Annotated in this window: 20 protein-coding genes (1 of these 20 only partly in view); 13 read left to right on the forward strand and 7 right to left on the reverse strand. The window is 60.3% G+C overall.

Features of this window, described 5'->3' with window-relative positions; genetic code table 11:
- The 3 genes from SH292x_RS15600 to cls all read right to left on the reverse strand — a co-directional run.
- Nucleotides 1-126, reverse strand: the 5' end (the start) of a protein-coding gene (locus tag SH292x_RS15600; protein ID WP_442481934.1) for a right-handed parallel beta-helix repeat-containing protein. The gene continues 1,524 nt to the left of window position 1, outside the view; the window shows 126 of its 1,650 coding nt (coding positions 1-126); its start codon is at nucleotides 124-126; its stop codon lies beyond the left edge, outside the window.
- A gap of 119 nt (nucleotides 127-245) precedes the next feature.
- The gene (locus SH292x_RS15605; protein ID WP_442481935.1) at nucleotides 246-977 is read right to left on the reverse strand and encodes an endonuclease/exonuclease/phosphatase family protein; all 732 of its coding nucleotides are present in this window, start codon (nucleotides 975-977) and stop codon (nucleotides 246-248) included.
- 62 nt (nucleotides 978-1,039) lie between these two features.
- Complete coding sequence (gene cls / locus SH292x_RS15610) at nucleotides 1,040-2,449, reverse strand: cardiolipin synthase (protein ID WP_442481936.1); 1,410 nt, start codon at nucleotides 2,447-2,449, stop codon at nucleotides 1,040-1,042.
- Nucleotides 2,450-2,821: 372 nt separating this feature from the next.
- Here cls and SH292x_RS15615 point away from each other — a divergent pair, with 372 nt between their 5' ends.
- The 6 genes from SH292x_RS15615 (at nucleotide 2,822) to SH292x_RS15640 (ending at nucleotide 9,630) form a co-directional block, all read left to right on the forward strand.
- Entirely contained in the window at nucleotides 2,822-3,367 is a 546-nt protein-coding gene (locus tag SH292x_RS15615) for a class I SAM-dependent methyltransferase (protein ID WP_442481937.1), read from the forward strand.
- 27 nt (nucleotides 3,368-3,394) lie between these two features.
- Nucleotides 3,395-4,471 (forward strand): glycosyltransferase family 2 protein, encoded by a 1,077-nt coding sequence (locus SH292x_RS15620; RefSeq protein WP_442481938.1) that lies wholly within the window; start codon nucleotides 3,395-3,397, stop codon nucleotides 4,469-4,471.
- 103 nt (nucleotides 4,472-4,574) lie between these two features.
- Nucleotides 4,575-5,000: a chorismate mutase gene (gene aroH / locus SH292x_RS15625; protein ID WP_442481939.1), complete on the forward strand. Its 426-nt coding sequence runs from the start codon at nucleotides 4,575-4,577 to the stop codon at nucleotides 4,998-5,000.
- A gap of 59 nt (nucleotides 5,001-5,059) precedes the next feature.
- A complete protein-coding gene (locus SH292x_RS15630) occupies nucleotides 5,060-6,808 on the forward strand; it encodes an Hsp70 family protein (RefSeq protein ID WP_442481940.1) in 1,749 nt (582 codons plus the stop codon).
- Nucleotides 6,801-7,949, forward strand: coding sequence for a hypothetical protein (locus SH292x_RS15635; RefSeq protein WP_442481941.1), 1,149 nt, complete (start codon nucleotides 6,801-6,803; stop codon nucleotides 7,947-7,949). The genes SH292x_RS15630 and SH292x_RS15635 overlap by 8 nt, the downstream gene beginning before the upstream one ends.
- A gap of 22 nt (nucleotides 7,950-7,971) precedes the next feature.
- Nucleotides 7,972-9,630 carry a hypothetical protein gene (locus SH292x_RS15640; protein ID WP_442481942.1) on the forward strand — a complete coding sequence of 553 codons (1,659 nt, stop codon included), beginning with the start codon at nucleotides 7,972-7,974 and terminating at the stop codon, nucleotides 9,628-9,630.
- A gap of 300 nt (nucleotides 9,631-9,930) precedes the next feature.
- Here the strand turns inward: SH292x_RS15640 and SH292x_RS15645 are convergent, their stop codons facing one another.
- From SH292x_RS15645 to SH292x_RS15655, 3 genes are all read right to left on the reverse strand, one after another.
- Entirely contained in the window at nucleotides 9,931-10,830 is a 900-nt protein-coding gene (locus SH292x_RS15645; RefSeq protein ID WP_442481943.1) for an endonuclease/exonuclease/phosphatase family protein, read from the reverse strand.
- 185 nt (nucleotides 10,831-11,015) lie between these two features.
- Nucleotides 11,016-11,501, reverse strand: coding sequence for a chemotaxis protein CheX (locus SH292x_RS15650; RefSeq protein WP_442481944.1), 486 nt, complete (start codon nucleotides 11,499-11,501; stop codon nucleotides 11,016-11,018).
- 36 nt (nucleotides 11,502-11,537) lie between these two features.
- Nucleotides 11,538-11,903 carry a response regulator gene (locus tag SH292x_RS15655; protein ID WP_442481945.1) on the reverse strand — a complete coding sequence of 122 codons (366 nt, stop codon included), beginning with the start codon at nucleotides 11,901-11,903 and terminating at the stop codon, nucleotides 11,538-11,540.
- A gap of 355 nt (nucleotides 11,904-12,258) precedes the next feature.
- On the opposite strand from SH292x_RS15655, the gene SH292x_RS15660 reads away from it, so the two are divergent.
- From SH292x_RS15660 to SH292x_RS15685, 6 genes are all read left to right on the forward strand, one after another.
- Nucleotides 12,259-14,946, forward strand: coding sequence for a hybrid sensor histidine kinase/response regulator (locus SH292x_RS15660; RefSeq protein WP_442481946.1), 2,688 nt, complete (start codon nucleotides 12,259-12,261; stop codon nucleotides 14,944-14,946).
- A 2-nt stretch (nucleotides 14,947-14,948) separates the two neighbouring features.
- Complete coding sequence (locus SH292x_RS15665; protein WP_442481947.1) at nucleotides 14,949-15,413, forward strand: chemotaxis protein CheW; 465 nt, start codon at nucleotides 14,949-14,951, stop codon at nucleotides 15,411-15,413.
- A 157-nt stretch (nucleotides 15,414-15,570) separates the two neighbouring features.
- Nucleotides 15,571-18,834, forward strand: a complete 3,264-nt coding sequence (locus SH292x_RS15670) for a methyl-accepting chemotaxis protein (RefSeq protein ID WP_442481948.1) — start codon at nucleotides 15,571-15,573, stop codon at nucleotides 18,832-18,834.
- A 158-nt stretch (nucleotides 18,835-18,992) separates the two neighbouring features.
- Nucleotides 18,993-20,108, forward strand: a complete 1,116-nt coding sequence (locus SH292x_RS15675; protein WP_442481949.1) for a protein-glutamate methylesterase/protein-glutamine glutaminase — start codon at nucleotides 18,993-18,995, stop codon at nucleotides 20,106-20,108.
- Nucleotides 20,099-20,986, forward strand: coding sequence for a CheR family methyltransferase (locus SH292x_RS15680; RefSeq protein ID WP_442481950.1), 888 nt, complete (start codon nucleotides 20,099-20,101; stop codon nucleotides 20,984-20,986). The genes SH292x_RS15675 and SH292x_RS15680 overlap by 10 nt, the downstream gene beginning before the upstream one ends.
- Before the next feature lie 200 nt (nucleotides 20,987-21,186).
- A complete protein-coding gene (locus SH292x_RS15685) occupies nucleotides 21,187-22,608 on the forward strand; it encodes a glucoamylase family protein (protein ID WP_442481951.1) in 1,422 nt (473 codons plus the stop codon).
- A 16-nt stretch (nucleotides 22,609-22,624) separates the two neighbouring features.
- Here SH292x_RS15685 and rarD read toward each other — a convergent pair whose 3' ends face one another.
- Nucleotides 22,625-23,623 carry an EamA family transporter RarD gene (rarD, locus tag SH292x_RS15690; RefSeq protein WP_442481952.1) on the reverse strand — a complete coding sequence of 333 codons (999 nt, stop codon included), beginning with the start codon at nucleotides 23,621-23,623 and terminating at the stop codon, nucleotides 22,625-22,627.
- 335 nt (nucleotides 23,624-23,958) lie between these two features.
- Between rarD and SH292x_RS15695 the strand changes: the two genes are divergently transcribed.
- Nucleotides 23,959-26,307 (forward strand): tetratricopeptide repeat protein, encoded by a 2,349-nt coding sequence (locus SH292x_RS15695; RefSeq protein WP_442481953.1) that lies wholly within the window; start codon nucleotides 23,959-23,961, stop codon nucleotides 26,305-26,307.
- Nucleotides 26,308-26,387: the final 80 nt, after the last annotated feature.

Below are 26,387 nucleotides of genomic sequence, written 5' to 3' on the forward strand. Positions count from 1 at the left end.
GCTTGTGGCGGGTGTACCGGCCTCGGGCGTCACTTGCCACGTGGTTGCCAGCGACGAACTCGCTGCGATCAGGCAGGCCAAGAGCGAGAGGAAAAAGCTCCGCAAAACTTCCAACGGACAGTGCATCGCCACGTTCTCCGCGCTGAGTTACCCCAAGCGGATATTGTCCGGCCGCGACCGTGTGGCGTCAAACTTTTGTGGTGCTAGCACCCGAACTTCGATGTTCGGCCCGTAAAATCCCGAGACTATCCGACTTGCACTTCGAGATGAGCCACCAGCGGCAGATGGTCTGACGCCACGCGGCAGAGGTCGGTATGCCCCGCGAAGGCTCGGTGCAGCGTGACATCGCCGCGGTAGTAGATCGCGTCGAGCGCCCGCAAAGGGAGGCGGGCGGGGAACGTCCGGACGTGGCCGGTTGCCGAGTTAAATCCACCGGGGTGCATGAGCTTCACGCCAAGCCGCCCCCAGACGTCGTTGAAGTCGCCGCCAACGACGACGGGTGTGTGGGCATGATGCGAGGCGAGGGTGTCGTGCTTCAGAAGGCGCCGGAGCTGCATGCGACGCTCGAAATCGGCAAGCCCGAGGTGCAGGCTCGCTACAACAACCGTGCGCGTCGCGTGGCCATCGCTGAGGCGGACGTGGCCTACCAGCGCTTGGCGGCGTTTTTTCGGCCGCACGGTGAGTTCGACGTCGCACGCATTGCTCATCGGATACCGGCTGAGGATGGCGTTGCCGTAATGGCCGTGACGCAGGCGTACGTTGGCCTGGAACGCACTCCAGTGGTAGCCCAGGGCCTCGGCAAGCATGGCCACCTGGCAGTCGCCACGCGAGCGTGGGACGCCATCGTCGACCTCCTGCAGGAACGCCACGTCGGGATCGTAGTGGCGAATCACCTCGACGATCCGGTCGAGCCGGTAGCGACGATCGACGCCCCCGATCCCTTTGTGGATGTTGTAGGTGAGGAACTTCATCAGCATCGCAAACACCGCTCGTCGTGTTGGCGCCTGTGGTGAAACGCCCGAATGTCGCAACCTAGGGTTTAGAACAACGGCGAGACCATTCGCACGGTCCCCTCCGCGACGTCTCGCCAGAACGAATGCGGGGGCAGCGTGTTCTTGCACTTGGCGGCCAAATTATCGAACCACGAGGCAATGTCGGCAATGTCGGCGGCCGAATAGGCGACCAGCATTAGCTCGTAGTTGAGGAACAGGCTCCGCATGTCGAGGTTGGCCGACCCGAACGCGCCGACCACGTCGTCGACCACGAAAGCCTTGGCGTGCATCATCCCGTCGGGGTAGCCCAGGATCTCCCCGCCAGCCTCATGGAGTTCGCGGAGAAACGCGGCCGCCGCAACGTCGGACAGAGGATGGTTCGAGTGTTCGGGCACCAGTAGCTTCACCTCGACCCCACGGCGTACAGCGATCAGCAGGGCCTCCTGCACCGACTCGTTCGGCACGAAGTAGGGCGTCGCGACCCAGATGTGATTCTGGGCCATGTAGAGGGCACTGAGGACGAACTGGTAGAACACCTCGTCCTTGACATCGGGGCCCGACGGCAGGAGCTGGAGGACCGATTTGCCGGGGCCCTCTGCGCATGGATACGGCGTCGGCGGAGCGTCGGGCGGCTGGCCGGTGACCGAGAACCAATCGGACAGGAAAACGCGGGAGAGCTCCGCCACAATCGGCCCCTCGACCACCCCGCCCAGGTCCCGCCACATGCCGGGCACGAGCTTGGGACCGAGCCCTTCGGCGTTGATGTTGAGACCACCCGCGTAGGCGCGACGACCGTCGGCAACGATCATTTTGCGATGGTTCCGCAGGTTGAGGGCTCGGGCGAAGGGGAGCGCAAACAGCGGGTGGAACACAGCAACCTCGCCACCCGCCTTGCGGATGGGGTCGAAAAAGCTACTCGACGTCTTGAACGAGCCAACGCCATCGATCAACACGCGGACTTTCACCCCGGCTTCGGCGCGGCGAACGATGTGGTCGCGGATGGTCGTGGCCACTGGATCGCTCGAAAAAATGAACGTCAGCACCCACAACGACTCTTCAGCCGAGTCGATGAGTTCGATCATGTGCTCGTACATCTCGGCGCCGTCGAGGCACAGATGCAATCGGTTTCCCACGGTCACGGGGGGCAGGCCGTAGTTTTCGACCAGAGACCGAAGCGAGGCCCCTTCGGGATGCAGCTTGGCGATCGCAGCGGGGGAGGTCCGCTGGCTAGCTCGTGCACGTAGCGAGTTGGGCAAGTTTTGGTGATGGCGGAGCTTCGTGCCCCCAAACAGGAAGTAGGCGATGACTCCGAAGTACGGAATCATGAAAAACGACATGAGCCAGGCGATGGTCGCCCCCGGGCTACGCCGGCCGCGCAGCATGCATACCAGGGCGATCATCACCAAGGTGTAGTGCAACACTACGGCCCAAGTGCCCCAGAACCACCAATTGTGCATAGTTGAACCGAATCTTGTTCGTGAACAGGGTATTCGCGGTTTTGATCTTCGAGTCGATAGCGTTCAATCTAAGGGCAGGCGGTCCCAAGCGGAATCAGCGTCGCTCGTTCCATGCCTCGGCTACTCAAGGGCGTCCTCTGCCCAACGCTACGGTGCCAAATTGTAGCTGCTGAGACGGCTCGCAATGCTCGTAACTTGGAGGGGCGTTCGCAAGCCTACTTATCGCCACCGTCACGACGCGCATAAGCGGCCCAACCCGCCGGCCCTTACCCCGGGACCCCACCGTTCGACGCTCCCCTGAGGGACGAATTAGGCTAAACTAGTGGCACTTCAGCGAGTTGCCGAACACCCACTTGCCGCTCAGGAAACGCGATGTCCGAAACAGCCCCTGCGAAAGAACTTGTGAAGATCGACGTGGGGTGCGGGCAGACCAAGCGCCCAGGTTGGGTGGGATTGGACGTGGTCGATTTGCCCGGCGTCGATATCTGCCACGACCTGAAGCAGTTTCCCTGGCCCATCGAGTCGGACACGGCGAGCGAAATTATCCTCGACAACGTGATCGAGCATTTGCCAGACACCGTGGCAACGATGAACGAGCTTCATCGCATCACGGCCAAGGGGGGAAAGGTGGAGCTTCTCTACCCCTATTTCCGCTCCAAAGGTGCTTACGGCGATCCGACTCACGTGCGATTCTTCAACGAATTCATGATCGAGTACTTTCTCGTCCCCGGGTCCACCTCGCGCCGCGAGAACGCCTACTCGTTTTACACCGACAAGCACTGGAGGCTCGTATCCCGCTCGCTGATTACCTACCCATTTCTGAAATGGATGCCAATGTGGATGCTTCAGTACGCCACGCGAATCGTGCCGCTGGACATCATCCACTGCGTTAGGCTCACCATCACTCCTGACAAGTAGTTCCGAACTGCGAGCCGATCGAGGCCCATGAGCGTCGGTAGCCTACAACATGCGCCGCTAAGCTGGGGGCTGGCCATAGCCACCTACCGCCGGCACGACTTGCTGGTGCGTTGTGTCGATTGTGCGCTGGGGCAGACTCGCCCTCCGTCGGAAGTGGTCATCTGCGACTCAACGCCGAATGAGGGCGCGGTTGCGTCTACCAAAATCGCCATTCAGCGAAGCATCGAGCGGAGCGGATTGCCCGTTCGCTTCGTCTACCTCGACGCCCCGCGCCCTCAACAAACCGTGCAGCGTAACCATGCGATCGATCACTCGACCGCAGACGTGCTGTTTATGATCGACGACGACTCGCTACTCTATCCGACGGCGGCGGCATCGATCATGGACATTTACGACCGCGACCACGACCAACGCGTGGTGGGTGTGAACGCAAAGCTGGCCAGCCTCCCCCCCGATGTGCCAAGCTTAGAGACCACGTCGGCACTTACCCCTTCGCGGTTCGACCATATCAAACGCCGGAAGGCAATTCCACGGGTGATGGATAGCATTAATTCCTTTTGGCGATGGCCCTACGATCCAGGATTCATGCACGGCCCGCTGCCGATTGACCCGGTGACCGCCAGCGAGGTCGATTTCATGCTGGGGGCCACGATTACCGTGCGGCGCACATTGGCGAAGGAACTGCGCTTTGATGAGAACCTCGTTTTGAACGTCCACGAAGACGGCGACATGTGCTTAAGGCTTCGTCGGCGAGGGCAGTTGGTCGAAGTAGAGGAACCGTTGATTCATCATGCGGTGGCGCCGCTAGCGGATGGCCTATCGCGGCGGGGCCATCGGTTCGGCTACGCGTTTGTCCTGGATATGGCCTACCTCCTACGAAAGAACTTCGGAGCCAGCCGGCGGGTTCAGGCTCATTTCCGTTACTGGTACGCCAAGATTAGCCTGCTGGAGTTGCTGGCTTCCCGCATGAAGAAAGACCATTCGCGGCTGACCGGTATCAGAGCCGCGAAGCAAGATGCTTGGAGAGTTCTCCGCGCAACCGACGACGAGCTTGGACCCACGCTAGTCGAGTGCAGCCGGGCTTACTTAGCGTCATCGGCTTAGCCAAAGCTGTTCGGAGTCGCTTCCCCGGATGCTTGCTTGAGCCCCGATCGTTCCACACCCTGGCGTATATGCCTGAACCAGCGAGCCCGCTATAATGCCCCCCATGCTTTGCCGAGGTGTTCGAGGAGCGACGACCGTTGACCTAAACGACCGCGAGGAGATTCTCGGGGCGACGCGCGAACTGCTTGCCCTGATGGTCCGTCATAACGGCATCGACAAGCTGGACGTGGCGAGTGCCATCTTCACGACCACGGTCGACCTGGATGCCGAGTTTCCCGCACTAGCGGCCCGGCAGCTTGGCTGGTCCGACGTGCCGCTCCTGTGTGGCCACGAGATTCACGTGCCGGGGTCACTGGAAAAGTGCATCCGCGTGATGCTGCACTGGAACACGAGCAAGTCGCAAGCGGAGATCCACCATGTGTACCATCGCAAGGCGGAACGACTACGTCCCGACTTGTGCGACGTGCCGCCGGTGGACCTAGCCGAGCTCGAGGCCTGGATCGACGCGCAAATGCGGGCGAGTAAGTAGGGGCATCACGGCAGTCGCCACGCAGGCTTTCGGAAACGCGAAGAGGATTCGGGCGCGTCATGTCTCACATCATCGGCATCGATCTGGGAACCACCAACTCGTTGTGCGGGGTGTTTCTCGGCGACAAACCGCGGCTCATCCCCAATGCTCTCGGCAAGATGCTGACGCCATCCGTGGTGGCGGTGCTCGAGGACGGACAGATCCTGGTGGGCGAGGCGGCGCGCGAGCTTCGCGTCACGCAGCCCGACCGCTGTGCCTCGACGTTCAAACGTCTGATGGGAAGCGACGCCCGCGTCGAGATGGCCGGACGTGCCTTCACGGCTCCCGAGCTCTCCAGCATGGTGCTCAAGTCTCTGAAAGCCGACGCCGAGAAGTTCCTGGCCGAAGAAGTGACCGACGCCGTGATCACGGTGCCGGCGTATTTCAACGACAACCAGCGTAAGGCGACCAAAGTGGCGGGCGAGCTCGCCGGCCTCAAGGTCCGCCGGATCATCAACGAGCCCACGGCCGCCGCGCTCACCTATGGCTTCCACGATCGCAATGCCGAGAAGAAGCTGATCGTGGTCGACCTGGGTGGCGGGACGTTCGATGTGACGCTGATGGAAGTGTTCGAGGGAACGCTCGAGATCGTTTCGACTTCAGGCGAGAGCTTCCTGGGCGGCGAGGACTTCACCAACCGATTGGTGTCGGTGATTCTCAAGCAGCTCGGCATGCAGCTCGAGCTCGCCGAATTGCAGGAGCCCCTGCGCGTCGCTCGGCTGCGTCAGCAGTGCGAAGACGCGAAGCGCAGGCTGAGCGAGCAAACCGATGTCGAAGTCAAAGTGCCCGAAAAAGATGGGACGCTTCCCGAAAAAGCTCGAACGGTGAAGATCAACCGCGAGACGTTCGCGGCCGCGGTAAAACCGCTGCTCGACCGCATTGCTGGTCCGATTGGCAAGGCGCTACGCGATGGACGGAGCGAGGCCCAGGAGGTCGACGACGTCATTTTGGTGGGGGGAGCCACGCGGATGTTGCCGCTCGTGGATTTCGTCCGCGACTATTTCGGCCGCGAACCGGAAGCGACGTTCAACCCGGACGAAGTGGTCTGTCTGGGCGCGGCGGTGCAGGCCGCGCTGATCGCCGACAACCGAGCGGTGGACGACATGGTGATGACCGATGTCTGCCCCTTCACGCTGGGCGTCAACACGGCGAAAGAGATGGGCGGGCAGGTGAAGACGGGCTACTTCGTCCCCATCATCCACCGCAACACGACTATTCCCGTCTCCAAAGAACATGTTTTCAGCACCATGGTTCCCAACCAACAGGAAGTGCTGGTCGACGTCTACCAGGGGGAGAATCGCAAGGTCGAAAACAACCTGAAGATTGGCGAGCTTCGCGTGACCGGTGTACCGCCCGGACCTGCTGGGCAGGAGATCTACATTCGCTTCACTTACGATCTCAACGGGATTCTCGAGGTCGAGGCGTACGTAGCCAAGTCGGAGAAGAAGTTCCGCGCGGTGCTGACGCAGCACGCTGCTGATCTGACCGACGCCGAACTCGAAGCGGCCGTGGCCAATTTGCAGACGCTCAAATACTACCCGCGCGAGGACCAAGCGAATCAAAAGCTCCTGCGATTCGCCGAGCGGATGGTGGGCGAAGTGAGTCCCTATCAGCGCGAGCAGTTCGAAGACGCCATCGACATGTTCGAACAGGCCATGGGGACCGGCGATCGCGAGACCGTCGAGAATGCCCGCAGCACTCTGGAACAGATTCTGGCGATGCTCGGCATCGATCCCGACCAAGCTTCGGGAGGGGCAAGCTTTGAGTAGTGCATCCCCCCAAGTGATCGATTACCTCACTCGGCAGCTCGGCCGTAATCCGATCCACGAGAGTGGCGAGATCGTCCGTGCGCGGGCCAAGGCGTTCAAGCTCGAACAGAAGACCGCAACGCCTGCCAAGTCAGCCTCGCCCTCGGGCCAGCGGCAGAAGGTTCGCGACGAATTGGAGAAGATCCGCGAGCAGTGCTTCAGTGGTCCCGTCGAACCGTTATTGCAGTCGCTAGTCGCCTTGCCGCTGGCTGACTATCCCGACTTGGCGGTCCTCGCTAAACGCTTGCGAGTGATCTTAGGAAGTCGTATTAAACTGCCGACACTCTCCCAGAACCCACAGTTCGATGGCGATTTCTTCAGCGTCTTGAAGCAAGTGCTGGTCTCGCCCGCGCGCGACGTGGCGGTGCTTCGCGAGCAGGTTCTGGCAAGCTTCCGCCACAAGCGCAACCGCAAACGCGGGCAGGGAATGATCCGCCTACTCAAGTCGGAGACACCAGAACTCTACGCCTTAGAAGCGGACTGGCTCGATTCGCTCGCACGATATCGTGGGGGTAACGCACTCTTTGGTACGGCAGAACACCCCGCCGACACCTACGTAGCAAAGTCGTCGGGAGGCACGCACTACGGCTGGTGGCTATGGCTTGGTGCGATGGTAGTGCTCGGTGTGCTGCGTGGCATTTCGAATAGCGATAGTCGCGACGCCTCGAAGAACAAGTACACGCCCTACACTCCGCCCACCACTCAGCAGTCCATCGACTTACAAAAAGGCCTCCCCAACCTTTCTAGGGAATTGCAGGAGTCCGAGTCACTGCCCAACGAGTCGGCTCAGGATCGCAGTAGACGCCCTACGATAGAGCGGGAGCAGCGTCGCCAGGACGTGGAGCAACGGCCTGACGCTCGGAACCAGAGGGTGCAGAACTTCTTTGAGGAGACCAAACGCGAGATCGAGAGATCTCGCCGTGAAGCAAAGGAGGCGATCGAGCGAAATCGACGGAATATGGAAACGCCGTCCATCAATGATCGGCCAGATCCGCTCGAGCGCCACGGTGCACAAACTCCAACACCCGATTTCCGGGGAGCACCGTTCGCCACTCCGCGTGTGGTGCCTATGCCCACCATGCCATCGGCCCCTCGGCCCTAACCACTTCCGCTGCAGACTCGCTATGGCCGAATCGGCGGATACACCACGTTGGGAGCTGTTGCCGCGCGACCCGGTGGGCTTCTTTGAACTCTCCGAGGGGTTCGATCGCAAGGACCTGAAGCGGGCGTACAACCGGCTGCTGCGGATCTATAAACCCGAGAAGTACCCGTCAGAGTTCCAGCAAATTCGCCAAGCGTACGAAGAGCTCGACGAGCAGCTTCGCTATCATGGTTCCGCGACCAGCCGGCGTGTCGCTGTGCCGGAAGACTGGCAGACGGACGCCGAGGCTCCGCAACCCGCCACGCCGACGACCGCCGCGCCGAAGCCGAGCGAGCCAACGCTCGTCGAACGACTGAAAACCGAGTCGCCGGCGGCGATTTTCGAAGAGCTGAAAGCTCGTCAAAACAAGCAGCCGTACGATTACTACGCCCTCGCGCTATTGTCGGATATTGTCGAGAGATCGCCTACCGGGTTTGCGAAGTGGTTGATCGAGGGCATCGCGGCGCATCGCCGCGATGGGGCGCTCAAACAGTTGCTGCACGATTATTTCCGGGGTCCGCAGACGGGCGAACTGCTGGTGAAGCTGCTTCCCGCCGTCGCCAAGGCGGTGCGAACCGACGAGTTCTACCCGCTGACCGAGCCGGCGTGGCGCGTCGTGCTACGGGAGTGTGACTTCCGGAAGTTCGCCGCGGCGTACGACGCCTGCGAGGCAGAGCTTCGCGATTCGCACATCGTGGGCCGTATGGCATTCCTGATCCATATGCTAAAGAGCGCCATGTGGCGCGACCCCGAGACCGACGGCTGGTCGGCTCGGCAGTTTCGGTTCGTCGAAGAGAACTTCAGCAATATCCCACCCTGGTTAGAGTGGGACGTCGAAGTGCTCGGATTGGCACGCGAGTATCTGGCGATTCGCGACAAGTTCGTCAGTGGCTCGCCGCTGCGAACCAAGATCGACGCCGCCCTGAAGGAGTACTTCAGCGAATCGCAGGAACTGGGCGACCGCGCGGTGGTCGCCGCGCAGATGGAAGTGCTCGCCGCGGGCGATACGCTGATGCACGAATTCCCTCTCGACATGAACGAGGTGTTCCACGCGTTCTACCCCATCTGGGCATGGGCCTCCCACGACGTCGCCGAGCGGCAAGCGTTCAAGCAAGACGAAGAGGTCAACGAGAACGTCTGGGCGACGCGCGCCCTGGCACTGCTAGCGCGGATGGAGAAGGAGTGTAACAATTCGTTGGTGGGGGTGATGTGGTCGACCGCGCTGGCGGGGAGAGTCGTAACAATTTGCCTTTCGGCGATCATCACTTTTGTGGTGCTCTCGTGGTTATTCATCGCTGGACTTGAGGCGATTGAGTCCCGCCAACCCTGGGACGTCTATTTCGGATTTGGTGGGCTGATCATTTTGATTCTCAGTGGTGTCGCCGCATGGTTTGCCAAGCCTTGGCTGGACAAAAAGCTATGGTTCCCACTTAATGAGGAATTCGCCCGCAAGTGCTACGACCGCATGTGGAGGCGGGAGCTGCTCGATTTTCAGAGGCGGTCGCACGTCCCCGATCGCTTCTTCCGCGCGCTATTCGCCCACTTCGCCGACCGCACGGCAACATCGAGTTGGGTGAACCAGTTCGTGCAGCAAGACTTCGCAGCGGTGATGCTAGCCGGCGCGCAACGCTACGAAGCGTAGGGATGTCGGTAGCCGAGCTCGCAAGAGCTCGGGCTGCACTTGGATGGGATGAAGGCTCTGGTACAGAAGTGGATGAACAGAAGGTAACGAAGAGAACTAAGAAGGTAGTGCGCTTCAGGCAATGTGAAGACGCATGGCAAAATCATTGAACAGGAGGAAACAGAGAGAAAACTTGGGTCCAAGGTCTGTCACTTTTTCTCTTCGTTCTCTTCGTTGCCTTCTGTTCAAATCCTTCCCCACCTCTCTCTGTGCCCTCCGTTTCCTCCTGTTCCTAGTACTCCTGAATTGTGGCGAATTCCGCTACTTTTGCAGATCCAACTCCACCACCACAGGATAGTGGTCCGAAGGAAGAATGCCATCGAACTGCGTGCGGATGATCTCAGCACCGATGGGTTTCCAGGCGGGAGATGTCATCACGAAGTCGATACGCTTGCCACGCGAGCGGTCGCGAAAGCCGTTGAAGGTTAGCTCGTCGACTTGCTGGTCGGGGTGGACTTGGCGGAAGGCGTCGACCAGCGGGACTCGCTTGTCGCCGAGTAGTCGCTCGATTTCTTGAGAGCCTTCGTTGGAATTCAAGTCGCCAACGACGATGGCGTGGTCGGCGCTCTCGATGATTGCGAGCTGGTCAATCACCGTCTTGGCAGCGAATTCGCGGGCCTCGCGGCCGACGTGGTCCCAGTGCATGTTGAGGAACACCAATTGCTTGCCATCGTTCTCACGGTCTGCCAGGAGAATCCACGACGCGATCCGCGGGCACGCGGCGTCGGGGTGCTTGCTGCCGGGTTTGTCGGGCGTGTCGCAGAGCCAGAAAGTTCCTTCGCCGAGTCGCTCGAAGCGGTCCTTCCGGTAATAGATGGAGCAGTGCTCGCCGCGCCTTTTGCCATCATCGCGACCAACCGAGTAAGACTCATAGCCTTCGAGGTCTGCGGCCACGTCGTCCACCTGTTGGGGCAACGCTTCTTGCAAACCAAGTAAATCCGGCTTCATGCTATCAATCACCGATAGCACCATGTCACGGCGACTCGGACCCGACTCGGCAGACCAAGGCTTTTCGTTCTCGGGCAACTGCCGGCTACCACCGTCATAGCGAATGTTGTACGTCATCACCTTCAGGGGCTCGCCGGCCATAGCCCGCGAAGAGCTCGACCAGGTGACGACGGCGACACACGCAAACAGAATCACGCCTGAGTGGATCGACATGATGCTCGACACCTCGGGTAGAAGGCTTAAGGATAGAAAAACACAAGCGGCCCCAGGCATCGCTCGCCAATGCGAGCGCCGCTGGGGCCCTAGTGAAATTCTAACCGGTTTGCCAACCGGTGTCTTGCGGAATTGCCGAGTCCGTTCGCAGGCGGCCCGAACTCTTGCGAGTCCGGCTACAGTTCTTACGCCATGACGCAGTGCGCGCCTTCCGGCGACTCGACCAAGCCGACTTCGATATTGAACCGGCCCCACTTCGACTGGAAGGGAAGCGAAAGTGGCTTGACCTTCGACGGGAAGCGGATCGAGTGGTTCTTGCCAACGATCACGGTCGGTAGGGCGAGGCTCATTGCCAGGCTCTCGAGCTGGGTCTTGGCGTTGCCGGCGATCATGTTGGTGAGCTCGCCGACGGTGTCGATCACGTCGTCGTTAATCTCGTTGTACTTCATGCCAATCAAGGCATGCGTAGCCGACAAAGCGACTTTCTCTTCAAAGCTGATCACGACGTCGCCGTGGGCTTTGCCGGACAAGCCGATGATGCCGGTGATATCGTACTCGGGGCAGAACTTGTCGTGCACCGACAGACCGGTCCGCTCGACGTCGCAACCCAGCATGGTGCGAAAGACGTCGACGGTCGATTCGATAAAGGGATTGATGTACTCCGCGCGCATCGCTGTGCTCCAGAATTGGATGCCGGTTATGGGTGCTTAGGCAATCGCCAGCTTCTCGATTTTTGCGAGCAGCGCGTCGGCTTCGAACGGTTTAGTGAGGTAATCGGACACGCCGGCTTGAATGGCTTGCAGCACGCTCGCCTTCTCGCCTTCGGTCGTCACCATGATGATCGGTACGGTGCTTCCCGTAGCGCGAATCTCTTGAATGACCTCGAGACCAGTCTTGTTTGGCATGTTCCAGTCGGTCAGCACCAAATCGAAGTGCTCGGCACCGAACTTTTTGATGGCGTCGGCACCATCCACCGCTTCTGTGATCTCCTGAATGCCCGCGGCGTTTGCAGCGCGCACAATAATCTTCCGCATGACACCCGAGTCGTCCGCAATTAAGGCCTTGATGCCCATCGAGATCACCTTTGTTAAACCAGACCCTAGAACGTGCCTTCCTGGCGGTCCACCCCGTGGTTCCTTGCTAATCAAATAGGTTGCAAACCGAGGCGACGCAAGCAAACACACGACTTTAGAAAAAATGCCGGCCCGTAGCTGGATGTTACAAATCGTTCGCACGGAGGGATTGTGCCGGCTTAGGGTTTGCCTTTACGGAAAATTTTCCGCCAACGGAATTTGCATCTTAAAAAACGGTCTATGTTTGCACATCCACGATCTGAGGTGTTGTGTCTCCGAGGCAGGCGGCTAGACAGCTCTACAAAACACAGCGTCCACACCACGGTGTGACGGCTCTCCTATCCCAGGCAAACGTATGGCCATTGAAGACGAAGAACTGCTGGGTGAGTTCATTGTCGAGTCGAACGAGCATCTCGCCGACATCGAGAACGAACTGCTCGCCATCGAAGAGGGCGGCGCGAATATCGATGTCGATCTGGTGAACAAAGTCTTCCGCGGCGTTCACTCGATCAAAGGAGCCGCGGGCTTCTTGGGCCTGACGACCATCAAAGAACTGGCCCACAGCCTCGAAAACCTGCTCAACAAGGTGCGTAGCGCCGAGCTGGTACCCAACGCCCACAACATGAACGTCATGCTCCGCGCGGCCGACACGCTGCGTGTGCTGATCAACGACTCAACGAACTCCAACGGCGTTGACGTCGCCGACCAGATCGCCGACCTCAACCGAATCGCGGACGAGGGTGAGCTCGCTGTCGAGACGGTCACTGAAACCATCAGCGTCACCGAAGAAATCACCGTGGTCGAGACGATCACTACGGTGCACGAAATGAATGGCTCGAGCGAGCCGCGAGTCGTGATCGAGCCGACCCTCGCTCCGATTGTCGCCACGCAGGGACCGACAGAAGGCAATACCAACAAGACCACCGCCCCCGTCGAAACGAGCATTCGCGTGGCGGTCAGCGTGCTCGACCAACTGATGAACCTGGCCGGCGAGTTGGTGCTAAGCCGCAACCAACTGATGCAGGCGGTCACCTCGCAGGAACGCACCGGGCTCGAGACGGCCGCCAGCGACCTCGACCAGGTCACCAGCGCCCTGCAAGAAGCCATCATGCAAACCCGCATGCAGCCCATTGGCAGCGTGTTCGGCAAGTTCCCCCGCATTGTCCGCGACCTGAGCTCGCAGCTCGGCAAGCAGTGCAAAATCGAGATCGAAGGCAAAGAAGTCGAAGTCGACAAGACGATTGTCGAAGCCATCGGCGACCCGCTGACGCACTTGATTCGCAACTCGGTGGACCATGGCGTCGAGTCCCCCTCGGTCCGCACGGCTAACAAGAAGAACCCCGAAGGCACCGTGTGGCTGCGGGCGTTCCACAAAGCGGGCAAGGTCTGCATCGAGATCCAAGACGACGGTGCCGGTATCAATCCCGTCAAGCTACGTGCCAAGGCGATTGAGAAGGGCCTCCTCACCGCCGAGCGTGCCGAGCAGATGAGCGACCGCGAAGCGGTGCGGCTGATCTTCCACCCGGGCTTCTCGACTGCCGAGAAGGTGTCGGACGTGAGCGGCCGTGGCGTCGGCATGGACGTGGTTCGCACCAATATTGAAAAGCTGGGCGGCACGGTGGATGTCGACTCCGAAGTCGGTGTCGGCTCCAACATTCGCATTACGCTGCCGCTGACGCTGGCGATCATCCCTTCGATGATTGTTCAATGTGGCGACGATCGCTTTGCGCTGCCGCAGGCCAACATCGCCGAACTCGTTCGGCTCCGTCCTGGTGAAGTCGGATCGCGGATCGACCGAGTGAAGACCGCCGAGGTACTTCGCCTGCGTGGGGCCTTGCTCCCGCTGATTCGCCTCGACCTGTCGCTCGGTATGCCTTCGAGCAAGGCCGAGCACGCCAACGCCCCGATGAATATCATCGTTGTCGAGACTGGACAGGTCCGATATGGCCTGATCGTCGACGGCATTCACGACTCCGAAGAAATCGTCGTCAAGCCGTTGGGCATGCACCTGAAGAGTGCCAACTGCCTGGCTGGTGCCACGATTCTTGGCAACGGACGCGTCGCGCTGATTCTCGACGCCGCGGGCATAGCCGCGAAGGCCGGCGTGCAGCTGATGCACGAAGCCAATGAACAGGAGCAACGCGAACGCGGAGCACACGACAATTCCAGCACACAGTCGCTGCTGCTGTTCTCGTCCGACCCCACCGACCTGTTTGCGGTGCCGATGGGTGTCGTGGCTCGCATCGAGCGGGTACGCATCGACCAGATCGACACCGTGGGTGGCCAGCAACTGCTCCAGTACCGCGATGTCTCGCTGCCGCTGATTGCGGTCGAGGATCAACTGAAGGTCAAGCCGCGTCCACCAGTCGATCGTGCGTTTGTCATCGTGTTCACCATTGGCGACCGTGAAGTTGGATTGATCGCTCCGCATCTCGACGACATTCGCGAAGTACCGTGCATTATCGACTCCGAGACGTTCCGCGAGCCGGGCGTGGCAGGAAGCCTGGTGATCAACGAAAAGACCACTCGCTTGCTCGATGTGTTCGAGCTCGCCGAAATCACGCACCCGCAGTGGTTCGCCGAGTCACGAGACGAGCATACCCTTGACGAAAACGAGCCCGCCAAGCGGATCCTGCTCGCTGAAGACTCGTCGTTCTTCCGCCGACAGGTCGCGGGCTTCTTCCATAACGAAGGGTTCGAAGTTTACGAATACGAAGATGGGGCCGAGGCTTGGAACGCACTGTCCGTCGAAGGCGTTGAAGTCGACATCGTCGTGTCCGACATCGAAATGCCGAACATGAATGGCTTCCAGCTGTGCCAGCAGATTCGCAGCAACCCAGCCCTCGAAAGCCTCCCTTGCATCGCGCTGACATCTTTGTCAAGCGACGCCGATGTGGCGCACGGCAAGGAAGTGGGCTTTAACGACTATCAAGTGAAGATGCACCGCGAGAACCTGATTCGTTCGGTTCGCAAACTACTCGCCGAGGCTTCGGGAACCAAGCGTTCGAAGCCGCGTCGCAAACTCGCCACGGTACGGAGCTAAACATGTCCACTGCTACGCTAGATCGCAACCAGATTGGCTCCGACGACCTGCAGCTCGCCACGTTCTACGTTGGCGAAATGCTGCTGGGCTTGGAAATCGACCAGGTGCAGGAGATCAATCGCTGTTTAGATGTTACCACGGTGCCTCACGCCCCCGATTGGGTGCGGGGCGTCATCAACCTACGTGGTGACGTGGTAACCGTCATCGACTTGCGGAGCGTTCTGGGCCTCGAACGGGGTACCGTGACGAAGGACAGCCGCAATCTGATCGTCAATCTGTCGGGCGAGTTGGTCGGACTGTGCGTGGATCGCATCGCCGACATCATCAATGTGTCGCGCGACGAGGTGACTCCTCCGCCACCCAACTTGGGTGAGTTGGACCAGCACTTCTTCAGTGGTGTGATTACGGGCGAAGACGCCATCGTAGCAGTGCTCGATTTGCAAGAATCGCTAGAGCCGGCAAGCTAACCATCGGCCTCAACTAAACCGCAGTTTCCTCAACTACCTTTGATTCAAAAGGGCTAAAATGAAGATTCGTACAAAGCTAATTGTCGGGTTCTTGGTGTGCGGCTTGGTGCCGTTGGCGGTGGCAAGCTTACTGAGTTTCGCATCCCTTCGGAGCGGAATGACTGGGCTGCAAGACCAAGCGGCCCACGACATGGAAGAAAAGGTTACCGCCTCGCTGAGGGCACAGCACGCGCTGAAGCGGAGCCAGGTTGAGAAGTACTTCGAAAGCATCCGCGACCAAGTGCTCACGTTCTCAGAAGACCGGATGACGGTCCATGCAATGGAGGACTTCAAAAACGCCTTTGCCGACTACCGCAAGCAATTAGACATCGATGACGAAAGCATCGCCACCCTTCGAAACAAGTTGGGCTCTTACTACAGCGGCGAATTCGCGGAACAGTATCGAACTCAGAATGCGGGCAAGGGAATTGACTCGCAAGCATTGCTGAATCAATTGGACGACGACTCAATAGCCTTGCAGTACGCCTATATTCGCGAGAATAGAAATCCACTTGGTTCAAAGCACTTGTTGGACACCGCGGATCTAAATACGGATTATGGCAAGATTCATGCCGAGGTACATCCGGTTATTCGAAACTACCTCGACAAGTTCGGCTACTATGACATCTTCCTCGTGGACAGCGAGACGGGTGACATTGTCTACTCGGTGTTTAAGGAGTTGGATTTCACGACCTCGCTTAAGGATGGGTCGTACGCAAGCACGAATTTTGGTGAGGCATTCCGCAAAGCAAATGCGATGAATAACGCCGGCGAATTTGTGCTAGTCGATTTCGATCCGTATCTCCCCTCTTACGAAGCCCCCGCAAGCTTTATCGCCACGCCCATTTTCGATGGTGCTAGGAAGCTGGGCGTTGTCATATTCCAGATGCCCGTCGATCGGATCTGTGAAGTGATGGCCCAACGCGATGGCTTGGGCGAGTCCGGCGAAACCGTGCTGGTTGGCCCTGACAAGTTGATGCGGAGTAATTCTTTCCGCAAGCCCGCGACCCATGGCCTCGTCACCTCCTTCCGCAATCCGGAGGAGGGCAAGATCGATAACGAGTTCGTCACCCAAGCTCTCCAAGGCGAAAGCGGTGAAGCAATCACCACGGATTACCTCGGCAATGAGGTAATCCAGACCTATGGCCCCGTCGACCTCCTTGGGCACCGCTGGGCGCTACTTGCGAAGATGGACACGGATGAAGCCTTCCGCGCCGTCAGTGATATGAGCGATGCCGCCAATGCGGCCGCGTCTCGTGTGTTCTGGTGGTCCCTCGGCATCTCTGCTGTCTGCGGCGCTGGTATCCTTGCATTTGCTTGGTATTTTGCGGCCGCATTTGTTCGGCCGATTACAGCCACCGTCTCGGCATTGGAGTTGGCCGCCTCGGGCGATTACACCTCACGCTTGGACGCCAGTCGCGCGGATGAAATCGGAGCAATGGGTGCCGCGACGAACACCATGCTCGAAGCGCTAACCGTGGCCGAGCAAAATGCGTTCGACTTCACAGCCAAAGTAACTGCAGCGGGCCGCTCACTTGCAATCATCGAGTTTACACCCGATGGAACGATCCTCGACGCGAACGAGAATTTCTTGGCGGCGACAGGCTATACGCTGGACGAGATCCGGGGCAAGCACCATCGCATCTTCTGCGATCCGGAGTACGTCAACAGCTCAGCGTACTCAGCGCTTTGGGATAAATTGAAGGGCGGGGAGTTCGACGCGGCCGAGTACAAGCGTATTCGCAAGGATGGCAGTGACTTGTGGATTCAGGCGTCCTACAACCCAATGTTCAATAAGGAGGGCACGGTCTATAAGGTCGTTAAGTTCGCCAGCGACATTACGGCCCAGGTCAAGGCTCGCCAAGAGGCCTTCACCCTGCGTGGCGTGGTGGACAACAGCGAGTCGGCCTACATGATGATCGACCGCGACTTCAACATCACTTACTTCAACGATGCCACTCGCCAGCTTCTGAACACCCACCTCACGACATTCCGTACGGTGTGGCCCAAGCTGGACGTTGATAAACTGATGGGTGCCAACATCGATCAGTTCCATGTGAATCCCAAGCACCAGCGCGAACTGCTGGCCGACCCGAAGAACTTGCCAATCAAGACCGACATCAAGGTTGGTCCGCTGACCATGGCCCTCACTGTCACCGCTCAGTTGGACCTCGAAGGCAACTACGTTGGCACGAACCTTGAGTGGAAAGACGTGACCGACGTTCGCAAGCGTGAAATCGTTGACCGCAAGAACGCCGAGTACCAGCAACGCGAAGTTTCGGAGCTGTCCGGTGTCCTGCAGTCGATCGCTAACGGCGATTTGACCCAGGATTACCAAGTTGCCCCCGGCGACGAGGACACCACGGACGTGCGTGCTGTGTTCAGCAACATTGCCACGGCCGTCAACTCGATGGGCGACAAGCTCCGCGGTTTGATTCGCAACCTAACCTCGAACGCCAGTCAGTTGTCGAGCACTTCGACGCAGCTTTCGAGCACCGCGAACGACCTTGCCAGCGGTGCCGAAGAGACCACTGGCCAGAGTGCCACGGTCGCCGCGGCTGCCGAGGAAATGTCGACCAACATGACCAACATGGCGGCTTCGACCGAAGAGATGACGGCAAACGTGCAGTCGGTCGCCAAGGCCGTTGACGAACTGACCGCCAGCATCACCGAGATTGCCCGGACCGCCGAGCAAGCTTCGACGATAGCCCGTTCCGCCACCGAACTCACCGAGAGCAGCAACCAGACGATTGGCCAACTCGGCCAGGCTGCCGAAGAGATTGGTAAGGTGATTGAAGTGATTCAGGACATTGCCGAACAGACCAACCTGCTGGCCCTCAATGCCACGATCGAAGCCGCACGTGCCGGTGAGGCGGGCAAGGGCTTCGCGGTGGTGGCGACCGAAGTGAAGGAACTAGCCCGGCAAACGGCCGATGCCACGCAGGACATCCGCGTCCGTATCGAAGGCATTCAAAGCTCGACGAAGGAAGCCGTTCGCTCGATCGCCAACGTCGGCGAAGCGATTCAGCAAGTGAATAGCACCTCGGCCACCATTGCCTCGGCCGTGGAAGAGCAAAGCATCACCACCAAGGAAATTGCCGCGAACGTCAACCAGACAGCTTCGGCAACCACCATGGTTTCGACCGGTGTTGCAGAGTGTGCCTCGGCTTGCAGTGAGATCTCGCGAAACATCGTGGGTGTCGACGAAGCCGCCAAGCAAACCTCGCAAGGTGCTTCGCAGACCCAGACCGTGGGTGCTCAGCTTTCGGAGCTCGCTCACGAACTCCAGTCGATTGTCGGCCAGTTCAAGGTGGATTCGGTTAGCAATGGCCGCACCAGCGAGCGTTCGACCGCCTACGGCGAGCCCGTGCTGGCTTCGTAAGTCGAAGTCGGCCCCTTAGTAGTAAAGAGAAGAGGCGACGCTGCCGCCCCGCGGACCAAAGAGTTCGCGGGGCGGTACGTACGCCAAGATGAGAAGTAACGAGTTTTGCGGCTGTCCCCCGCACCTTTGAAGCACACCTTTGTCGGATCGCCCCTCCTGTGAACAGTCCTTCCCCCATCTCCGATCCGCTTCGCCTCCTGGTGGTGGACGACTCGGCTTTGTATCGCAAGCTGGTATCGCAAGTACTCGCCGAAGCGGACAACGTCGAAGTTGTTGGCACCGCCTGTAATGGGCGAGTGGCGCTCGAGAAAATTGACCAGCTTCGGCCCGACCTCATTACGTTGGACCTGGAGATGCCCGAGCTGGACGGACTGGGAGTCCTTCGTCAATTGCAGCAACGCCATTCCCCGGTAGGTGCTATCGTGCTCAGCGCTCTGTCCACTGAAGGTGCCACGGCCACGACCAAGGCGCTCGAAGCGGGTGCTTTCGACTTCAACCTCAAGCCGACGGGAGCGTCGCCCGAGGAAAGCCTGGACGAGCTTCGACGGCACTTGATTCCCAAAGTGCACGCATTCGCTGACACCAAAACGCGTCGCGCCTCGCGACTGCGCAACTCCACACACGTTCACACGGTGCCGGCGGACCACGAAGTCACGCCGACCGATTTTGATAAACCTCACCGTCTGCCCCGCATCATGGCGATTGGCATCTCGACCGGTGGGCCCAAGGCGCTGATGCAGTTGATTCCCAGCTTGCCGGCGAACTTCCCGGTGCCGATCGTGCTCGTACAGCACATGCCGCCGGTGTTTACCAAGACGCTGGCCGAAGAACTCAATCGCCACTCGAAACTCAACGTGGTCGAAGCCACGCACGGCGATACGCTCCGTCCAGGTTCGGTTTACATCGCGCCGGGTGGCAAGCAGATGAAGTTGCTGCGGCATGGCCTAACGACCAACGTGGTGATCAACGACGACGCGCCCGAGCGCAACTGCAAACCTTCGGTCGATTACCTATTCCGCTCGGTCGCCGAAATCTACGGCGGCGACGTGTTGGCGGCGATTCTAACGGGGATGGGTGACGACGGTCTGTTGGGCTGCAAGCTGCTCAAGCGGCGCGGCGCCACCATCATGGCACAGAACGAAGCGAGCTGCGTGGTTTACGGCATGCCACGACAGATCGTCGAAAACAACTTGGCCGACTGCATCCTGCCGCTTGAAAAGCTGGCCGAGCAGATGGTTCGACTCACAGGGCAGGAAATCGGGGTATGTCACTAGCCACTCAAGTGGAGAACACGCTGGCAGCGAGTCGTGTACCGAACACGACCACCACGCCCAGCGACAACGGAATGACCGCGCTGATCGACCTCGTCGATGAGCTGTGCGGCGTGTACCTCGACAACTCGAAGGGTTACCTAATCGAGTCACGCCTCGCGCCGATTGCCAAACGGCTCGAGTGTCGAGACTATGGCGACTTGGTTCAACGAGCGAAGAGCCTGACTGGTGCTCCGCTTCGAGGCGAGATCGTCGACGCGATCACCACGCACGAGACGCTGTTCTTCCGCGACGAATCGCCCTTCAACGCGCTTCGCTACAAGGTCCTTCCCGACCTGATTCAGCACATCGAATCGACGCGGATGATGCGACGTATTCGCATCTGGTCGGCTGCCTCAAGCACGGGACAGGAGACCTACAGCATTGCAATGGTGCTCAACGAACTGTCGAAAGATCTACCAGGTTGGGATCTTCAAATCCTTGGCACCGACGTATCGCCTTCGTCCATCGTGGCGGCCAAGCGGGGCTGGTACTCGAACCTCGAAGTCGGTCGGGGCCTCGACGCGATGAGCAAGTCGCAACACTTCAGCCAAGAGGGAGCTGGCTGGCAGGTAGCCCCCGAACTGCAGCGACTCACCAAGTTCGAAGTCCGCAACCTACTCAAGCCATTCCCTGAGCGCGACCAGTTTGACGTGGTGTTTTGCCGCAACGTGGCAATTTATTTCAAGGCCAAAGAGCGGGCCGACATGTTCCGTCGCATGGTCGATACGATGACCCAGGGCAGCTGGCTATTCGTCGGCTCGGCCGAACGACTCAGCGATTTGGGCCCTGAATTTACGCCGCAAACGCACTGTGGCTGCACGGTCTATCGACCCAAGTAGTTCGCGCGTCGAACCAATCAGCGGGTTCGTGCAACTCGCACTGCGTGTTCAAAACGCAGCCCACTGGGCGAAGCGTGCGCACTTTTCTTTATTGCTGCTGTCACCTCGATTGCGTAGATTTATACGCCCACTTGCAACTAGGGAGGCAAGTGCGAGATGGACAGCTTGTACACATCCATTGCTTAGGCGGGAAATTAAGCATGGCCTATCGCTCGAACCTATGCGCGCTGGCGGCGCTACTCGTCGCCGGCTGCTCGTTGCTGGCCCACGGCCAGGACATTCTGCTTTCGCCCGAAGCGGACGCGGCGCGCCGCTATCCGTTCACGGAGGAGGACAACCTGCTTCTGGACGAGATCCAGCGGGGTTGTTTCAACTACCTTTGGAATGAAGCGGGCGACCCGGCGAAGCTGGTGCGAGACCGTACGAACACCGAGGTGTCCAGCGTCGCGGCGGTTGGCTTCCAACTGTCCGCGCTGCCGATCGGCGTCGAGCGAGGTTGGGTGTCGCGCGAAGAAGCCGAGCAGCGGGCCCTCGCCATCCTGCGGGCCCTAGTCAAAGAGAAGGACAACAAGAAGTTTGGCATCTACCTGCACTTCGTCGACCGCCACAACGCCAAGCTGATCACCGATGCCCCCGAGGTGCAAACCAGCACCGTCGATCATGCCATCCTCCAGTCGGGTGCCATTCCGGCGGGAATCTACTTCGGTGGCGAAGTCCGCGAGCTGGTCGACAAGCTGATCGCCGACGCCAACTGGAAAGCCTACGCCCGCCCCGACGACCAACTTTTGTCCTTCGGCTGGCGATCGTCGAAACTCGACACCCTCGATGCCGAGGGCGAACTCCGCCCCTGGGTGTGGCACGTGACCGGTGCCGAGGAAACGCTTTGCTACATGCACGCGGTCGCGTCGCCCAAGGACGATCACAAGCTCGATCCGACCGTGGCGTACAAGATGAAGCGCAAGCTGGGCCAGCACAGCAACATGTTGCCTTACATCGTGACCTGGAACGGCGCGATGTTCACTTACTTCTTCGACCAGTGCTGGATCGACTATCGCCGGTTCGAGGCCGACGACCCCGCGGAGTTCGGCGGCGAAGGTCCCCGCGTGAATTGGTTCGAGAATACCCGCCGCGCGTTCGCCGCGCATCGCCAGCGGTGCATCGAAAAGTCGCCCGAGCTCATTTCGCTTGGCCAGAATCGCTGGGGCGTGGGTCCTTGTATCGGGCTCAACGAATTGCAGCAAGTTGGCTATCTCGTTCAGGAATTGCTCCCCAACCATAGTGGCATGGATCAGTGGCAAGGTGGCACCGTGGCTCCCTACGTCACCGCAAGTGCCCTGCCCTTCATGCCCGCCGAGACGCTTGCCGCGCTCCGTGAGATGAAGGAACTGAAGAACGCGACCGGCTATCCGCTGGTGTGGCGTTCGCCCTCCGAGGGTGGCTATGGCTTTCTCGACAGCTTCAACCTCGAGCACATGCACGCCCCTGACGAGTACGTCGGCATCGACGTCGGCCCGATGCTGCTATTGATCGAGAACGCTCGCACGGGGCTTATCTGGAACTTATTCCACCAGCACCCCAACACCCGCCGCGCCGTCGAGCGGCTAGGTTGGGTCGAACGCTAAACGCCGTTGGCCCCCTCTACGGTAGTTCGACGATCGTTCCACCGGATGGCTCCACGGGCATCGCACGCGTTGCCGCGCGGATGTCGAGCAGGAACGCCCCGACGCCGAGCCAGATGAAGGCGAACGATACCAGGCCTTCCCACCCCACGCTCTCGCCATTCATGGTCACGGCGACCAGCAACTGCCCCGTTGGCACGATGAACTGCAAGAACGCCATGCTGCTCAGCGGCAGGCGGTTCGTCGCATGGGCAAACCAGATCAGGGGCATGGCCGTCGCGATGCCGGTAACCACCAGCATCGACGACACGAGCAGCTCGCGGCCGAACGCCGGCGTGGGTCCCCACAGCTCGCGGCACACCACGTAACCCACGGTGATCGGTAGCAGCATGCCGCACTCGATCATCAGCCCCGAAATGGCCGAGGCCTTTATTTGTTTGCGAAACAATCCATAGAAGCCGAACGAAAATGCCACCAGCAGCGACAGCCACGGAAGCTGCCCCATGCGGACCGTCTCCCACACCACGCCCACTCCCGCTAGCACGAGTGCGATGGTTTGCGCTCGCCGCAAGCGTTCGCCGAGAACGGCAACGCCCAGCGCGACGCTCACCAGCGGATTGATGTAGTAGCCCAGGCTGGCGTAGCGAAGCTGATCGGTCGCCGTGCCGTAAACAAAGCCGGCCCAATTGGTGATGCTCAGCAGTGCCGTCAGTGCCAGCAAGAATCGCGCTCGAGGCGAACGCAGGAGCGCCGCCGCTTCGTCCTTCTGCCCCACCCACCACACCAGGACCACGCAGGTCACGAACGCCCAAATGCCTCGGTGGGCTGTGATCTCGAGGCTCCAGTCAATCCGCGACGCCCCGCTGGCTTCCATGTATCCCGAGCGAAACACCACGTGGTTGAGCACCACGAACATCACGGGGAACAGCACCGCCCACCAGCCAAATGCCAGCACTGCATACACCACGCCCAGGCGATAGCTGTCCGCAGTGGGCGATGGCGGTCGGGTCGTGGTCATTCGAGACGCGAGGGAAGACATAGAAAAACGCTGGGCAAAACAGGTGGAAACCAACGCCGCCAGGACCGCCAAGCAGCTTGGCAGGTTCAGCGCCCTTCAGATATCCACAGCCCCAGAGCATACGCGGGAAAGTCCCCTACTGACAGCGGAGCTTGGCAGACTTTGCGGCCTGGGAGGATTATTCCGAATTTCCGGGTTGTTTGGGTCAGGTTGCCTCTACTGTTTGCCGATATCAGAAGGCAAGGGAACGTTCTCGATGGTGCGTGCTACCTCGCACACCCGTCGGAAACCCCGCAAAACACCGCTCGTCGACCTTCTCAGAATGGTGAAGCACCATGCTTAAACTGGTTTACCAATTCCCTGTGCTGACCGCCCGCTTGGCTCGCACCACCGGCCTGGTGGTCGCCCTCGCCGCATCGACGGCCAGTGCCCAGGGCGTGGTGTTCGTCGACGACATCGAGCGTCAGGCCATGCGTTCGCAAGCCGCGCAGCGGATGCAGCAGCAGGTGCCGGCGCCCTCGCAGCAATCACGCTTCCCACAAGCGACGGTCTCCGGTGGCATCCAAGGCCAGCGCCCACAGCAACAGCCCGAGAAGCAAGGTTGGTCGCTCACCAAATCGATCGGCGGTCTGTTCGGCGGCAATCGCGAACAGCAGCAGCCCGAGCGGACCATCAACATGCCGACCACCGGTGGCCCGATGGGTCGCCAGGGTTCGGTAGCGCAGGCTCCACGCCCCACGCTGTTTGGCAGCATGGGCGGCGAAGCGCAACAATCTCAGCAAGCACAACCGCAGCAGCAACAAGCTCGCTCGCAAACCATGTCGCGTAGCGGTTCGGCCGCCAAGTACGCCGCGGCTCAGCAGCAGCAAGAGCGCGGGCAGCGCCAAGGTGGTATTGAAGGTGCCGCCTCGCGTCCTGCGAACAAGCCCGCTGGCTTGCTCGCCTTCTGGAGCGGCGACGACGAACAACCACAACGCGGACAGCAGCCAACGACGCAGCCCCGCCAAGGCAACATCGCCCAAGTCGCGGGTCAGCAGCCTCTGGCGCCGGCTCCCAAATGGAACGCCGCCCCAATGGCTCGCCCTGAAATGCCCGAGTCCAATGATTCGGAAGCCGGCATGGTCGCCATGGTGACCGATCGCGAAGAGGGCCGCCCTGCCCCTCGTGGCCAGCAACTGCCCGCGCTTCCATCGAGCCCTGCGGCCTTCGCCAGCGATATGCCCTCGAGCCCTGCCGTGTTCGCGTCGGACCTGCCTGAGGTCACTTCGCCGGCAGCCAGCACCGACATGCCACAGCGTCCCCTGCCCCGCCCCATGAGCGTGGCCACGACGCCGGCATCACAGTCGCAGATGCCCAATCGCCAGCTGCCCATGCCGATGCGGCAAGCAGACACCAACCCAATGTTCCAAGCCGGTGCCGCCGCGATGGCCAACCGTGGCGCTGCGATGCGTCCCACCGCCAGCCAACCGTCGAATGATGGCTCGCAAGAAATCATCAATCCCCATGCCGCCGCGATGGTCGATCGCCGCATGGACGCCGCTCCCGTCTCGCAGCCCAAGCCACTACCGAAGCCGCTCGCCGTTGCAGCCGCTCCTGCGGCTAAGCCACAAGTGGCCGCCAATGCTCCAGTGAAATTCACAGCTCCGACGCAACCCGCCAACCCGGTCGCGCCGCCGCAGTCCGAAGCTGCCGAGCCCTCGCCCCGTGCGGTCGAGCTCTTGACCGAAGCCAATCGCATGTCGTCCGCTGCTCAAAGCGAAGCCGAGCTGACCGACGTTGTGCAGCTCTGCCGTCACGTGCTGGCCATCGACAACTCGAAGGTCGCGATCGACTACAGCAACAACCTCGCAAGCTGGGCCCTCAACCGTCGTGGCGAGATTCGCACCGACGACGGTCGCGTCGAAGAGGCCCTGCTCGACTTCAACGACGCCCTGCGTCTCGATCCTAACCGTTACCGCGCTATCCACAACCGTGGTGTGCTCGCCGCCCAAGCGGGTCGCTTTGCCGATGCGTTCGACGACTTCAATCGCACCATCGAGCTGAGCCCCGACTTCGCGAAGGCCTACTCGAACCGTGCCGCCCTGTGGGTCCAAGCCGGTGAGATGGAGAAAGCTTCGAGCGACTATCGCCAAGCGATTGCCCTCGATCCCGATCTCGCCGTTGCTCACAAAGGACGCGGACGTGTGTGTCATATGCTGGGTCAGTTCGATCTCGCCCTGCAACACCTCGACGCCGCCGCTCGCTTGTCCGAGGGTGACGCTCGCATCATCTGCAGCCGTGGCGACCTGCTGCTCGACATGGGACGCTATCGCAACGCCCTGGCCGACTACCAGCAAGCCATCCAAATCGATGGCAGCCTGGCCGTCGCTCACCGCAGCATGGCATGGCTGCTAGCCACTTGCCCCGACCGCGACATCCGCAGTGGCGAAGCCGCTCTAGCCTCCGCCAACCGTGCGATGGCCCTGTGCAGCGAACCGTGCGACCTTGAGTACGACACGCTCGCCGCCGCCCAAGCCGCCTCAGGCGACTTCACCTCGGCCCAAGCGTCGATGGACAAGTGCCTGGAACTGGCGAAGGAAAAAGACCAAGCCAACTACCAATGGCGGAAAGAGCTCTACTCGAAGGGCCAGGCCTACATCACCGAACCCGCCAGCGACATCCAGCAAGCGAGCTACGCCGAATAGCGAAGCCATCGCCCAGCGGGCGACCAAAAATTCCGGGGGGAACCGAAGAGCTCAGCAACTGGGGGGTTGCTGGGCTCTTT

It is taken from the genome of Aeoliella fuhlenseeensis, assembly GCF_052161615.1.
In the GTDB taxonomy this organism is placed as follows: Bacteria; Planctomycetota; Planctomycetia; order Pirellulales; family Lacipirellulaceae; genus Aeoliella.